The sequence below is a fragment of the Chryseobacterium sp. MMO-72 genome (assembly GCF_037146035.1).
In the GTDB taxonomy this organism is placed as follows: domain Bacteria; phylum Bacteroidota; class Bacteroidia; order Flavobacteriales; family Weeksellaceae; genus Chryseobacterium; species Chryseobacterium indicum.
In genome coordinates, this window is record NZ_JBBCWG010000006.1 from 80669 (window position 1) to 94719 (window position 14051).

Genomic DNA, 14051 nt, shown 5'->3' on the forward strand with positions numbered 1-14051 from the left:
CTTATCCTCTTAATTTATTAAATATACTTACATCAACAGAACGGGTATTTCTATACAGCATAGCAATAATTGCCAGACCTACCGCTACTTCCGCAGCAGCAACCACCATAATGAAGAAAACTAAAAGTTGTCCGTCGCCGTTACCTTTGTATGCAGAAAACGCAGCCAGTAAAAGGTTTACAGAATTCAGCATAAGCTCTACACAACCCAAAATAACAATTGCATTTTTTCTCAGCAATACTCCCAGAACTCCCAAACAGAATAATACTGATGAAAGAATAATGAAGTAATTCAGAGGGATGCTTTGTATAAATGTATTTACTTCTCCCATAATTTTATAGATCTTTTTTACCGATTAATACCGCACCTACAATACCTGCCAGAATAAGGATGGATGCAAGCTCAAACGGTAAAACATATTCATTAAACAAAAGTCTTCCCAGATTTTTCGTAAGACCAACACCGTTGTCTACATTTTCAACAACGATCTGTTTTTGCTGAACGCCCCTGAAAACGCCTAAAACTCCAATTAACAAAAGTCCTGCTGCAAAAACTCCGGCAAATTTTAAAGTATTGCCCTTCTTACTTTCGTCTTGTTTATTAAGGTTAAGCATCATCAGAATGTAAAGGAACAATACCATGATCGCTCCGGCATACACAATAATCTGGATAATCGCAAGGAACTGTGCATTCAGAAGGATGTACATGCCCGCAATAGAAAACATCGTAACAATTAATGACAAAACAGCATACAGAGGATTTCTCGCAAAAACGAAGTAAACTGCACTTGCTACTGCTAAAAACGCCACCAAGAAAAATAAAAACTGATCCATTATTTTACCGCATTTTTTTGTTTCTCGGATTGTCTTTCTGTGATGTCAATCCTTTCATTTATTTTTTCCACCAATTTATCTTTTCCGTAAATGAAAGAACCTCTGTTGGTTTCCACGTCCACCAATCTGTCGGTAAGATAGATCGCAGATTTCGGACAGGCTTCTTCACACATACCGCAGAAAATACATCTCAGCATATTGATTTCATATACCGATGCATATTTTTCTTCTCTGTAAAGATGCTTTTCTTCCTTGGTTCTCTCTGCAGCAGTCATGGTAATTGCTTCTGCAGGGCATGCTACCGCACAAAGTCCGCAAGCCGTACATCTTTCTCTGCCTTCCTCGTCTCTTTTCAAAACGTGCTGACCTCTCCAGATATCTGCTCTCGGTTTCTGTACTTCCGGATATGAGTATACTGCGGGAGCCCCTTTCAATACGGTTCTTACAGCATGCTTAAATGTAATCCCCATTCCTGTAAAAATCGCAGGTAAGTAGATTTTTTCAGCAAGGGTCATTTCTTTATTAGAAACAACTTTTGATCTGTTCGTAAGTTTCATTTAATTATAGATGTTAGATGTTAGACATTAGATTTTAGACGAATCTTGCCTGTTATCTTAATTTTTAATATTCTATTCATACACAAACCTTATAGGTTTTTAAAACCTATAAGGTTTAGATACATTAATTAATTTCCAAATGCTAAAATTACAGCACCTGTAATTAATAAGTTGACCAATGCCATCGGAATTAAAGTTTTCCATCCTAAGTGCATCAATTGGTCATATCTGAATCTCGGAAGTGTCCATCTGATCCACATGAAGATCAGAATTCCGATGATGGTTTTAATTAAAAATGCCACAATACTTAAAATTCCGGCAGTATTTTCTCCCCAGTTCTGTGTAACCCATTCAATTCCGGGATAATTGTAACCTCCGAAGAACAGAACAACCATGAAAGCATTCGAAATAAACATATTCACATATTCGCCGAACATATATAGTCCCAATTTCATGGAAGAATACTCTGTAGAATATCCTGTTACCAATTCAGATTCACACTCTGGTAAATCGAAAGGGTGTCTGTTGGTTTCTGCCAAAGCCGCCACAATAAATACTAAGAAAGCAATCGGTTGGTAGAAAATATTCCAGTTAAGCCCCGAAACCCAAGGAATGAATCCCCATAGTTTTCCGTTTGTCTGGCTTTCCGTAATTTCTTTTAAGTCTAAACTTCCTGTCATCATAATGATAGAAAGCAAAGCCAATCCCATTGCCAATTCATAAGAAATCATCTGAGAAGAAGCACGAATAGCACCTAATAATGAATATTTGTTGTTGGAAGCCCAGCCTCCGATCATGATTCCGTATACTCCGATGGAAGCCATTCCGATGATGAAAAGTACACCAACATCGATGTTTGCCACCTGAAGATCGTAAGAAGTACCTGCAATATTTAAACTTTTACCCCAGGGAATAACAGCTCCTGTGATTAATGAAATAAACATCACCAAAGCCGGTCCCAGTACAAAAAGGAATTTTTCTGCATTGGCAGGGGTAAAATCTTCTTTAAAGAAAAACTTTCCGCCGTCGGCTAAAGGCTGAAGCAATCCGAAAGGTCCGGATCTGTTGGGACCAATTCTGTCCTGCATGATAGAAGCTACTTTTCTTTCTGCCCAAGTAGAGTAGGCTGCAATCGTTAACGAAAGCAGGAAAAGCGCAAATACAAGTATAAGTTTAAATGTAAGTAAATCCATTCTGAATTTTAGATTTTAGATTCTAGATTATAGATTGTAATTCATTTAAAATCTATAATTTAAAATTTATAATTTAGTATTATTTTTCGTCTTTTTCACTGATTTCCTTTGCCATCGGATTGTCTAAAACTCTCAGTTCATCTTTAGGCTTTTCATAGTGGTTCAATGAAATTACTGAGTGTCTGTCGATATGTCTCGGACCTTCAATGTTCCAGTCAGAAAGTTCTTTTCTGTCGAAACGACAAGTGTCGCAGATGAATTCTTCAACTTCTCCCCACTGGTCTTTTCTTGCGGTAACTCTCACGATTTCGTCACCTTTCATCCAGACTACGGCTTTTCCGGAACATTTATCACATTTGCAGGTAGCGTTCATTGGTTTTGTAAACCATACTCTGCTTGAAAAACGGGCTGTTCTGTCGGTTAATGCTCCAACCGGACAAACGTCGATGACGTTTCCAATGAAATCATTATCCAAAGCTTTATTTAAATAAGTTGAAATTTCAGCGTGATCTCCTCTGAACAAAATTCCGTGTTCTCTTTCTCCGGTTAACTGGTTTGCAGCGAGTACACATCTTGCACAAAGAATACAACGGTTCATATTCAGTTTGATGTGCGGACCCAAATCGTCAGCTTCGTACGTATTTCTTTCGAACTCCGTTCTGGTTTCAAGATTTCCGTGCTCGTAGCCTAAATCCTGAAGGTGACATTCTCCCGCCTGATCGCAGATAGGGCAGTCTAAAGGGTGGTTTACCAAAAGGAATTCCGTAACTGCTTTTCTTCCTTCCTGAGCTTTTTCAGAAGTAAGATTTTTTACTTCCATCCCATCCATAACGTTGGTTCTGCAGCTTGCCACCAATTTCGGCATAGGACGCGGATCTGCTTCAGATCCTTTGGAAACTTCCACAAGGCAGGTTCTGCATCTTCCGCCACTGGTTTCCAGTTTGCTGTAGTAGCACATTGCAGGAGGTACAGATTTTCCGCCGATTTGTCTTGCAGCTTCCAGAATAGAAGTACCCGGCAAAACTTCAGTAGTCTGTCCGTCTATCGTTATTTTGAATTTTTTAACCTCTTCGCTCATATTCTATGCTTTTCGCTTTTGCCTTAGCAATTAAGCTCTGTTTTAATTATACTTTTTTGTATTAAATGTATACCCGATTCCGGCAAGAACCTGTCCGAAAACAAAATCCTGTCTGGCTTTATCCGGTTTATTATTTAATGTCGTTTTAATGTCCCACATATTGATGTATCCGGCTTTTACTTCTGCTCTCAGCATCCAGTTTTTCCAGAATACAAGGTTAAGACTGGATCTTAAATCGGTTCCCATTCCGGCAATGTGAAAACGGTCGCTTCTCTCGTTACCAAAAAGCTTTACATTACTTTTCGGAAACATAAACCCAATTCCGGCTCCATAAGACCATACCAGATCAATGTTCTTTTTATGAACCAGATTTTTGTATTTTTCAAGTCCTACGTTTTCATAATTCAATCCGTCTGTATGCTCAAAAGTAAGAAACTTTTCATCGGCAAGATTTATCTGCCCGTTCTGTACCATGGCTGCATATTTCGGATCTGAAATATTTCCTGAGAACCCAACCGTCTGATCCTGGTTCATTACATATTTCATATGATCAATTCCTAAAACCAAAGCTAAATTATCTTTAATAAAATAACCAAGTCTGAAATTATATTGTGTTACTGTAAACCAGCTTGGATCGAAATAAACAATTCCGAATTTCGTTGGTCTGTCTTTCGCAGAGACATTATTCAACTGAAAATCATAACCGTTTCCCGAGAAATGAATGTCAGAATTGCTGTAAGCCGCTCTGTTCCATCCGTAGAAAACGAAAACCTGACCTTTTTTGCTTAAGGGTAAAGGTTTTTCTTTTTTTTCAGCTTTGTATGGAGTCGCCTCCAGTTTATATTCTTTTTCTTCTAATGTATCTTTTTTTACCTGTCCGAAAACAAAACCCGACATCATTAGACCTAATGCCAATATCTTTTTCATCTTAAGCGTTCTTCTCTACAGCAGGAATTGGATCTGCATAATGTGCCAATCCGTAATTTTGTGTCTGAGACAATTCTGGGTTTTTGATGTGCCATTCGAATTCATCTCTGAAGTGACGAATAGCCGCTGCAACAGGCCATGCTGCTGCATCACCTAACGGACAAATTGTGTTTCCTTCGATTTTTCTCTGGATATCCCAAAGTAGATCGATGTCTTCCATTTTCCCTTCTCCTTTCTCGATTTTCTTTAAAATCTTGTACATCCATCCCGTTCCTTCACGGCAAGGTGTACATTGTCCGCAACTTTCGTGATTGTAAAATCTCGCTAAAGTCATGGTATGTTCTACAATACACTGATCTTCATCCAAAACGATGAATCCTCCTGAACCCATCATGGTTCCGGTAGCAAATCCACCGTCAGCCAAAGATTCGTAGTTCATGTATCGAGGTTCTCCGTTTACGGTTTTTAATAATAAATTGGCCGGAACAATTGGAACTGAGCTTCCTCCCGGAATACAGGCTTTTAATCTTTTTCCGTCCTTAATACCGCCGCAATATTCTTCAGAGTAAATGAATTCTTCAACCGTAATGGTCATGTCGATTTCATAAACGCCTGGTTTGTTGATGTTTCCACAAGCAGAAATTAATTTCGTACCAGTAGATCTTCCCACTCCGATTTTAGCGTATTCAGCTCCTGTAATTTCAATGATCGGAACTACTGCCGCGATAGACTCAACGTTGTTTACTACCGTTGGTCTTTCCCAAAGTCCTTTTACAGCAGGGAAAGGCGGTTTCAGTCTCGGATTTCCTCTTTTTCCTTCAAGAGATTCAAGCAATGCAGTTTCTTCACCACAGATGTATGCTCCACCACCTCTTTGAACGTAAATTTCGCAATCGAAACCGGTTCCTAAAATATTTTTACCTAAAAATCCTGCTGCCTTCGCTTCTTCAATGGCTTCTTCCAAAATATCGGGGATCCATGAATATTCTCCACGGATGTAGATATAAGAAACATTGGAACCTAAACAGTATGATGAGATCAGCATTCCTTCGATCAGTAAGTGAGGAAGAAACTCCATCAGATATCTGTCTTTGAATGTTCCCGGTTCAGATTCATCGGCATTTACAACAAGGTGTCTCGGAACGCCTTCCGGCTTTGCAAGGAAACTCCATTTCATTCCTGTCGGGAATCCTGCTCCACCACGTCCACGAAGTCCTGAAGCTTTTACTTCTTCAAGAATTTCGTCAGGAGTCATTTTTAAAGCCTTTTCAGCAGCTTCGTAACCGCCGTTCTTACGGTAGGTTTCAAAGTAGCGGATGCCTTCAATATGTGCGTTTTTAAGTAAAAGTTTTTTACTCATTGTTATTTGCTTCTTGCAATAGGCTTTTGGCTTCTTGCATTAATTATGATTAAACGTTAAGTGAATAATTTAAAATCTAAAATGTAGAATTTAAAATTTCTATTAGTCTAAAGCGATCTGTCCTTCTCTGCAAAGATCAAGGATCTCGTCTACTTTTTCTATCGTTAAATTTTCATGGAAAAATTTTCCAAGCTGCATCATCGGAGCATAACCACAAGCTCCCAGACATTCAGCAGGTTTTAAAGTAAACATTCCGTCTTCTGTAGTCTGTCCGTCTTTAATGTTCAGTTTTGTACGGATGTGGTCTAGGATTTTTTCACTTCCCGAAACCATACAAGGTCCGGTTCTGCAAACTTCCAGAACATATTTACCTACCGGCTTCATGTTAAACATGGTGTAGAAAGTAGCTACTTCATAAACTTCGATAGGTTTGATACTCAATAATTCTGCAACATAATCCATTACCGGAACGTCTAACCAGCCTCCGAATTCTTTCTGTGCCAAATGAAGTACAGGAATAAGGGCAGATTTTTGTCTTCCTTCAGGATATCTTGCTATGATTTTGTGTACCTGTGCTAAACTTTCCGGTTTAAAAGCTATTGTTTCGCTCATATTTAAAGATTTTAGATTTTAGATTTTAGATTTTAGATGAAAATCTTAGTTCTAAAAATCTTATCAATTTTGATATTAATTTATATTTAAAGAGTTTAGATTATTTAAAATTTATAATCCAAAATCTATAATTTCTTTTATGCGTCTAATTCTCCCGCAATAATATTCATACTACACATCGTAACGATCGCATCTGAAATTACAGAACCTGTAATCATTTCAGGATACGCCTGATAATAGATGAAACAAGGTCTTCTGAAATGCAGTCGGTAAGGGCTTCTTCCACCATCACTCACAAGATAGAACCCTAATTCTCCGTTTCCGCCTTCTACAGCGTGGTAAACTTCACCTTTCGGTACATCTGTTTCTCCCATTACAATTTTGAAATGGTAAATCAGTGCTTCCATTTTCTTGTAAACATCTGCCTTTTCAGGAAGATAGAAATCCGGAACATCCGCGTGGAATGGTCCTTCAGGAAGGTTTTCGTATGCTTGTTTGATGATTTTGATAGATTCCCAGATTTCCTGCTGACGAACCATGAAACGGTCGTAGGTATCTCCGGAAGTTCCCACCGGAATGATAAAGTCGAAATCCTGGTAAGAAGAATAAGGCTGCGCAACTCTCACGTCATAATCCACACCTGTTGCACGTAAATTCGGACCTGTGAAACCATAGCTTAATGCTCTTTCTGCAGAAATACATCCTGCTCCGATGGTTCTGTCCATAAAGATTCTGTTTCTTTCTAATAGTGTACAGAATTCTTTGAATCTTGGCGGGAACGTTTTAAGGAAATCCTTTAATAGCTCATGGAATTTTGGAGTGAAATCTCTTTCAAAACCTCCGATTCTTCCCATATTGGTCGTCATTCTCGCGCCGCAGATCTGCTCATACATATCGTAGATACGTTCTCTTTCGATGAACATATAAGTAAGACCGGTGATTGCTCCGGAGTCCATTCCCGTTACACCGTTACAGATCAGGTGATCTCCGATCCTTGCAAGCTCCATTAAAATAACGCGCATATAGTCTACACGTTTAGGAACTTCAACGCCGATAAGTTTTTCAACCGTCATGTGCCAACCTAAATTGTTAATCGGCGCAGAACAGTAATTCATACGGTCGGTAAGAGTAGTGATCTGAGAATAGTTTCTTCTTTCAGAAATTTTCTCAAATGCTCTGTGGATATATCCCACAGTCTGCTCTGCATGAAGGATTCTTTCTCCGTCCATCGTTAAGATATTCTGGAAAATACCGTGCGTTGCAGGGTGGGTAGGTCCTAAATTGAGGGTGTATAACTGTCCGTCAATCTGTTCCTTACTTTCGTATTGGTTGAGTATATTAGATAATGAGTTATCTTTCATAATGATTGCTTTTAGCTATTTGCTTCTGGCTATTGGCTCGCTGCCATTGGCGCCATTCGCTTTTTTATCTTCCGAACATGCTGTCGTTCTTATCCGTTCTTGTTCCGTCTTCCAAACGATATTCTTTCAGCATCGGGTGGTAACCAAGATCTTCCATATTTAAAATAGGTCTCAGATCCGGATGTCCTTTAAATTTGATTCCGTAGAAGTCATACGTTTCTCTTTCCATCCAGTTGGCTCCTGCATACAGTTCCACTAAAGAATCTACCTCGATGTTTTCTCTGGACATGAATATTTTCAGACGTAATCTGAAGTTCGTCATCATGTTGTGCAGGTGATAAACCACGCCGATTTCCTTTTCCGGAAACTCAGGGTAATGGATTCCGCACACATCGGTAAGGAAATTGATTTCCAGTGATGAATCTTTCAGATAGTGAACGATTTTCTTCAGGTCTTCCTTTTTTACCTCAATCGTCAGCATTCCATATGGCTCTGAACTTGCAATAACAGACTCCGGAAATTCTCTTGTAATTGCTTCTAATACAAATTCGTTTGTCATTCCGTTAGTTGCTAATATTGTAAGAATCTAGTAATTTCTGATATTCAGGCATATCTCTTCTTCTGATGCTTTCGCTTTCTGCCAAAGCCTGAACCTGCATTACGCCCTCAATAATCTGTTCAGGTCTCGGAGGACATCCCGGAACGTAAACGTCTACCGGAATAATTTTGTCAATACCCTGTAAAACAGAATACGTATCAAAAATACCACCGCTGGAAGCACAGGCTCCAACAGCAACAACCCATTTCGGTTCTGCCATCTGAGTGTATACTTCTTTCAGGACAGGTCCTAATTTTTTGGATATTGTTCCGCAAACCATCAACATATCTGCCTGTCTTGGAGAGAAAGAGTTTCTTTCCATACCAAATCTGGAAGCATCGTATGTTGGATTCAGCGTAGCCATAAACTCAATACCGCAACAAGAGGTTGCAAATGGTAAAGGCCAAAGAGAAAATTTTCTCGCCATCCCGATTACACTGCTCAGTTTCGTTGCGAAAAACCCTTCTCCTTCAAATCCTTCCGGAGCAGGTGCATCTGTTCTTATTACTGGTTTGTTATCTGACATTTTAGTAGATTTTAGATTTTAAATTTTAGATTCTAAATTATTGTTAATGTAAACTTTAATCGAAAATCGCCATCTAAAATTTGTAATTTAAAATTTATAATTTCTTATTTATCCCAATCTAAAGCGCCTCTTTTCCATACATAGAAAAATGCCATGAAAAAGATTGCCACGAATGTAAGAACGGCAAGGAATCCTTCCATTCCGAATTCTCTGAAGTTTACCGCGTACGGATAAAAAAATACGATTTCAATATCGAATAATACGAATAATACCGCCGTCAAAAAGTATTTAATGGAAAACGGTGTTCTTGCATTTCCTTCTACCGGGACTCCACATTCCCAGCTCTGGTTTTTTACAGAATTTCCTTTTTTCTGTTTCGGACCTAAAAAATGCGCTCCAAGCAAAGAAATGGCTACGAAACCGATCGCAACACCTGCTTGTATAAGGATTGGAATATAACTTTCAGGTAAATTCATTTTTGCATTATTATCTCAATTTGCAAATTTAGCGAATAAACAAGAAAGCATGAAATTTATGAGGTTAAAAGTAGCTTGAAAATGGATAAAACGGATAATTTAGAATCATTAAAAATAACGATTATTTTTTCATTTTTCTGATGAGAGAATACGCCATAAAGGAAATATAGGCAAAAAGGAGACTTGCATAGATAATATTCACTGCTGTATTGGTTCTGTCATCCGGCAACTGGAAAAATAAATTAAAAACAATGAATCCGGCAATTAAAATTCCGAAAATGATGAGTTGTGGTTTCATATTTTAAAACTTACAATAAGTCTACTTTTTGATGATGAAAAATTATTTGATTTCCAGAGCGTAGGTTCTCCTTCTTTTATGGTTTACGGGATTGTAATCCTGCCAAAGAAGCTGAATGCTTTTGTTTTCTTCCAGTTCCGGATTCGTTTCCAGGTATTTTACTCCTTTTTTATTGAAGATATCCCAGATTTCTTTGAAAATAATGGAAGTTACACCGCGTCTCTGATAATCGGGATGGATTCCGATCAGGTAAAAATTAGCCCTGTCGTTTTTCTTTCCTGCCTGTAAAAAATGCCACCATCCGAAAGGAAGCAGTTTTCCTTTGGATTTTTGCAAAGCTTTTGAATAGGAGGGCATTGTAATAGCAAATGAAATCAGATGGTCATTTTCATCGGCAATACATACGATGAAATCTTTATCAATTAAAGGAAAATATTTTTCTTTATAGGTTTTCCTTTGTTCGTCCGAAATAGGAGTGTAGGTAGAAAGGTGCTTGTACGTTTCATCCAGCAGATCAAACATCGCATCCACATACTGAAGGATTTCTTCTTTAGATTTAAATCTTAAAACTTTTAGATGGTATTTCTGGGAAATCAGTTCATTGAATTTGTAAATCTTCTCCGGCAGAGAATCCGGGAACAGAATTTCAAATTCCACCCATTCCTTTTCTTTGGTTAAACCCAGTTTTTCAAGATGTTTCGGATAATAATCATGATTGTAGATTCCGATCATCGTTGCCAGTTTATCGAAACCTAAAGTCAGCATTCCGGCTTTATCAAGGTTGGTGAATCCCATTGGTCCTTCAATCTTTCCGATGTTTTTTTCCTGAGCGTACTCAATTGCTTTTCCGATGAGTGCCTGAGAGACTTTTTCATCATCAATAAAATCAATCCAGCCGAAGCGCACTTTCTTTATCCCTAGTTCGCGTTCTTCCTTATGATTGATCATTAAGGCAATTCTTCCGACGATTTTATTATTCTGATATGCAAGAAACTGTTTTGCTTCAGAGTATTGCAGTGCCGGATTTTCCTTCGGGTTCCATATTTTAATCTCATCATTAATAAGAGCTGGAACGTAATACGGATTGTTTTTGTACAGATCCATCGGAAATCTTACGAATTGCTTTAGCTGATCGCTGTTTTTTACCTCAATAACTGAAATTTCTGACATGATTCTTTCGTGAAATTATGGAACAAATATAGCTAAATTAATACAATACTTTGGCACAGTTTTTACATCATATGGGATGAAAAGTATATTATTAAAGATTACAGAGATGAATGGTTATTATTTGATTATTATTGTTTCGATGGCGGTGAGTTGGTTTGTCTCCTGGAGGCTGAAATCGAAGTTTGAACAGTATTCTAAAATCTACCTCAGAAACGGGCTTTCCGGAAAGGAAGTGGCGGAAAAAATGCTGAGAGACAACGGAATTAATGATGTTCAGGTAATGTCGGTTCCGGGACAGTTAACAGATCATTATAACCCCGAAAATAAAACAGTTAATCTTTCCGAAGCGGTTTACATGCAGAGGAATGCAGCGGCAGCGGCTGTTGCAGCTCATGAATGCGGTCATGCCGTTCAGCATAAAGTAGGGTATTCTATGTTGCAGTTACGATCCAAATTGGTTCCGGTAGTCAATATAAGCTCCAATCTGATGCAGTTTGTAATCATGGGAGGACTTGTCATCATGGCATTAAGCGGAAATAAACTGATTCTTACCATCGGAGTGATTATGTTTGCCTTAACAACACTTTTCGCATTTGTAACACTTCCTGTAGAATATGATGCAAGCAACAGGGCGATGAAATGGCTTCGCGATACGGGAACGGTAACTACCGAAGAATATGTAGGCGTAAAAGACAGCTTGAAATGGGCAGCGAGAACTTACGTTGTTGCTGCGATCGGCTCTCTGGTACAGCTTCTTTATTTTGCTTCCTTACTAATGGGGGGAAGAAGAGATTAATCTTTAAATGTGAATGAAACATATTGCATCTCGGATAGCTTTTCCGAGATGTTTTCTTTGTGTGAAAGTTTCAGGGAAGCGGTTACTATGCAGTTTTCATTCGCATCAAATTGCAGGACTTTTGCATCATACTTCGACAGTAAAGTGAAAATGATATTCTGCTGATTAAAATTAAACTGAATCTCAACAGTTGTTTCAAGTTCTTTTGTAATGATATTTGCTTCTTCCAGTGTAATTTTTGCCGATTCTTTATAGGCTTTTACCAAACCGGAAACTCCCAGTTTTGTTCCTCCGTAGTAACGGACGGAAATAACCAGAACATTCGTAATTTCATTGGCCAATAACTGGTTGTAAATCGGAAGTCCGGCACTTCCCGAAGGTTCTCCGTCGTCATTTGCGCGATAATTTTCTCCGTTAAGTCCCATCCTGAAAGCATAACAATGATGCGTTGCCTTCGGATGTTCTGCACGGATTTTTTCCAAAGCGTTTTTCAGTTCTTCCTCGTTGTTCACCGGGAATGCAAAACCCAGAAATTTACTTCCCTTTTCTTTTAACAAAGTATTTTCTACCGCAGATTCTATCGTCTTAAAATTGAACATATACAATGAGGAAAAATATTTTTCGAATGTTAGAATAATTGTTCAAAGGTAAAATATTTTTAAGAAAAAGTCCCGGAAACGGACAATAAAAAAGAGAACCGTTATAGTTCTCTTTATTCGATTAACAAGGAAAGCTTCCTTCCAGCCAAGGCGGAGGACAACTCATACTTGAAGGTGTTTTACAGCATCTTTGTAAATTTGGCGGATAATAAGAACAGCAAACCGGTGCTATTCCGCCAACAAGATGTTTAAGCTCTTTTCTCGGTAGTTTTTTCAGATTTTTCATATAATATTTTTAAAGTGAAATAGGTGGGTTTAAGCAAGCCTGCCCAATCGGAATACATACACCATTGCAGTTATATTGCGTGTGGATGTTGCAAGGACACACTTTTGTTCCGTTTTGAAGATAATAACATTTTTCGATACCTCCCAGAACGCTTTTCAGTTCATGCTTGGATAATTTTCTCAGATTTTTCATGATGATGATTTTTTTAGTTCATCATAAAGCTACATAATTAATTTCAAACTATGGTGAAAAATTGCAAAATATTTATTATGTTAAATTTTTGATTATTAAATATTTAAATACTTTCCGGAAGGAAAAAATCAATTCGGTTATCTCTGATAATTTCAGTTTTGAAAGGATTTGACTGGTCAAAAACAGGAGCTTGGGTTCCGTTCTCAAGAAGAAGACTTTCATTTTTAATAACAATCGCTTCGTCCCAGAGACTCGCATCTATAAACTGCTGTAAAGTAAATTTTCCGCCTTCGATAATTACAGACTGAATTTGCTCTTTATACAGAACTTCCATAAGATTCTGAAGGAAGTTGTCTTTTTCAGTTTTAATAAAATGAACATGATCTGCAATTTCTTCTTTTACAGAATTAATCACGATGGTTTTCGCTTCTTCGTTGTAAATTTTAAAATTCTGAGGAACTTTAAGATCAAAATCAATTAAGATTCTTACAGGATTAACGCCTTCCACATTTCTTACCGTTAAACTTGGATTGTCGTTTAAAGCAGTCTGTGTTCCGACTAAAATGGCGTGTTCATCGGCTCTCAACTGATGCACCAGCTGATTTACAAGAGAATTTGAAACCGCGGTTGGTTTAAAATCTTTATCCAGAAATCCGTCTCCGGACTGCGCCCATTTCAGAATAATGTAAGGTCTTTTCTTTTCGTGGTAAGTGAAAAATCTTTTGTTAAGATCAATACATTCTTTCTCCAGAACGCCTGAAACCACTTCAATTCCCGCATCCTGAATGATTTTTTTCCCTTTTCCGTTCACTTTGTCATGAGAATCCATTGCTCCAACAACCACTTTTTTAAAGCCTAATTCTTTGATTTTTAAAGCACAGGGTGGCGTTTTTCCATAATGCGCGCAAGGCTCTAATGTAACGTAAATAGTGGATTCGGGAATTAAAGATGGGTCTTCAACAGAATTAATAGCATTAATTTCCGCATGAGGTTCTCCCGCTTTCTGATGATAGCCTTCACCGATAATTTTACCGTTATGCACAATTACACTTCCCACCAAAGGATTCGGATAGGTTTTTCCAGTCGCTTTTTCAGCGAGTTCGATGGCTCTTTTAATATAAAATTCGTCCTGCATACTGAATGAAAAAAGCGAAGTCAAATTGCTTTGCTCCGCTCTTTTTGTTTTTTA

Annotated in this window: 19 protein-coding genes; 1 reads left to right on the forward strand and 18 read right to left on the reverse strand. The window is 38.1% G+C overall.

All coding sequences use genetic code 11. From position 1 onward, the window contains the following. Window position 1: 1 nt before the first annotated feature. From nuoK to WFH39_RS10415, 14 genes are all read right to left on the reverse strand, one after another. A complete protein-coding gene (gene nuoK, locus WFH39_RS10350) occupies window positions 2-331 on the reverse strand; it encodes an NADH-quinone oxidoreductase subunit NuoK (RefSeq protein ID WP_027380123.1) in 330 nt (109 codons plus the stop codon). Window positions 332-335: 4 nt separating this feature from the next. Then, window positions 336-833, reverse strand: coding sequence for an NADH-quinone oxidoreductase subunit J family protein (locus tag WFH39_RS10355; protein ID WP_235132827.1), 498 nt, complete (start codon window positions 831-833; stop codon window positions 336-338). Beyond that, window positions 833-1390 carry a NuoI/complex I 23 kDa subunit family protein gene (locus WFH39_RS10360; RefSeq protein ID WP_029298761.1) on the reverse strand — a complete coding sequence of 186 codons (558 nt, stop codon included), beginning with the start codon at window positions 1388-1390 and terminating at the stop codon, window positions 833-835. The genes WFH39_RS10355 and WFH39_RS10360 overlap by 1 nt, the downstream gene beginning before the upstream one ends. Window positions 1391-1518: 128 nt before the next feature. Then, window positions 1519-2583 carry an NADH-quinone oxidoreductase subunit NuoH gene (gene nuoH, locus WFH39_RS10365; RefSeq protein WP_087705823.1) on the reverse strand — a complete coding sequence of 355 codons (1065 nt, stop codon included), beginning with the start codon at window positions 2581-2583 and terminating at the stop codon, window positions 1519-1521. Between the two features lie 79 nt (window positions 2584-2662). Beyond that, window positions 2663-3661: a 2Fe-2S iron-sulfur cluster-binding protein gene (locus tag WFH39_RS10370; RefSeq protein ID WP_087705825.1), complete on the reverse strand. Its 999-nt coding sequence runs from the start codon at window positions 3659-3661 to the stop codon at window positions 2663-2665. Window positions 3662-3703: 42 nt separating this feature from the next. Next, the gene (locus tag WFH39_RS10375) at window positions 3704-4588 is read right to left on the reverse strand and encodes a hypothetical protein (protein WP_336689842.1); all 885 of its coding nucleotides are present in this window, start codon (window positions 4586-4588) and stop codon (window positions 3704-3706) included. Window position 4589: 1 nt separating this feature from the next. Then, a complete protein-coding gene (gene nuoF, locus WFH39_RS10380) occupies window positions 4590-5948 on the reverse strand; it encodes an NADH-quinone oxidoreductase subunit NuoF (RefSeq protein ID WP_076393023.1) in 1359 nt (452 codons plus the stop codon). Window positions 5949-6050: 102 nt separating this feature from the next. After that, window positions 6051-6560: an NADH-quinone oxidoreductase subunit NuoE family protein gene (locus tag WFH39_RS10385; protein ID WP_076393021.1), complete on the reverse strand. Its 510-nt coding sequence runs from the start codon at window positions 6558-6560 to the stop codon at window positions 6051-6053. A 137-nt stretch (window positions 6561-6697) separates the two neighbouring features. Further along, window positions 6698-7921 (reverse strand): NADH dehydrogenase (quinone) subunit D, encoded by a 1224-nt coding sequence (nuoD, locus tag WFH39_RS10390; RefSeq protein WP_336689843.1) that lies wholly within the window; start codon window positions 7919-7921, stop codon window positions 6698-6700. Window positions 7922-7985: 64 nt separating this feature from the next. Continuing rightward, window positions 7986-8480 (reverse strand): NADH-quinone oxidoreductase subunit C, encoded by a 495-nt coding sequence (locus WFH39_RS10395; protein ID WP_076393017.1) that lies wholly within the window; start codon window positions 8478-8480, stop codon window positions 7986-7988. 4 nt (window positions 8481-8484) lie between these two features. Further along, window positions 8485-9045: an NADH-quinone oxidoreductase subunit B gene (locus WFH39_RS10400; protein ID WP_047397471.1), complete on the reverse strand. Its 561-nt coding sequence runs from the start codon at window positions 9043-9045 to the stop codon at window positions 8485-8487. A 104-nt stretch (window positions 9046-9149) separates the two neighbouring features. Beyond that, window positions 9150-9521 carry an NADH-quinone oxidoreductase subunit A gene (locus tag WFH39_RS10405; RefSeq protein WP_027380112.1) on the reverse strand — a complete coding sequence of 124 codons (372 nt, stop codon included), beginning with the start codon at window positions 9519-9521 and terminating at the stop codon, window positions 9150-9152. 121 nt (window positions 9522-9642) lie between these two features. Continuing rightward, window positions 9643-9819 (reverse strand): hypothetical protein, encoded by a 177-nt coding sequence (locus WFH39_RS10410; protein WP_185206951.1) that lies wholly within the window; start codon window positions 9817-9819, stop codon window positions 9643-9645. Window positions 9820-9861: 42 nt separating this feature from the next. Continuing rightward, window positions 9862-10989 (reverse strand): GNAT family N-acetyltransferase, encoded by a 1128-nt coding sequence (locus tag WFH39_RS10415; RefSeq protein WP_336689844.1) that lies wholly within the window; start codon window positions 10987-10989, stop codon window positions 9862-9864. A gap of 106 nt (window positions 10990-11095) precedes the next feature. Between WFH39_RS10415 and WFH39_RS10420 the strand changes: the two genes are divergently transcribed. Beyond that, window positions 11096-11785, forward strand: a complete 690-nt coding sequence (locus WFH39_RS10420; RefSeq protein ID WP_336689952.1) for a zinc metallopeptidase — start codon at window positions 11096-11098, stop codon at window positions 11783-11785. On the opposite strand, the gene WFH39_RS10425 is transcribed toward WFH39_RS10420, so the two are convergent. The 4 genes from WFH39_RS10425 to ribD all read right to left on the reverse strand — a co-directional run bounded on the left by WFH39_RS10425 (window position 11782) and on the right by ribD (window position 13997). Further along, on the reverse strand, window positions 11782-12384 hold the full coding sequence (locus WFH39_RS10425; protein WP_336689845.1) for an IMPACT family protein: 603 nt from the start codon (window positions 12382-12384) through the stop codon (window positions 11782-11784). The genes WFH39_RS10420 and WFH39_RS10425 overlap by 4 nt on opposite strands. A gap of 121 nt (window positions 12385-12505) precedes the next feature. Beyond that, window positions 12506-12670, reverse strand: a complete 165-nt coding sequence (locus WFH39_RS10430; RefSeq protein WP_273079239.1) for a bacteriocin-like protein — start codon at window positions 12668-12670, stop codon at window positions 12506-12508. A 9-nt stretch (window positions 12671-12679) separates the two neighbouring features. Then, window positions 12680-12862, reverse strand: coding sequence for a bacteriocin-like protein (locus WFH39_RS10435; RefSeq protein ID WP_214588570.1), 183 nt, complete (start codon window positions 12860-12862; stop codon window positions 12680-12682). 103 nt (window positions 12863-12965) lie between these two features. Beyond that, complete coding sequence (ribD, locus tag WFH39_RS10440) at window positions 12966-13997, reverse strand: bifunctional diaminohydroxyphosphoribosylaminopyrimidine deaminase/5-amino-6-(5-phosphoribosylamino)uracil reductase RibD (protein ID WP_336689846.1); 1032 nt, start codon at window positions 13995-13997, stop codon at window positions 12966-12968. Window positions 13998-14051: the final 54 nt, after the last annotated feature.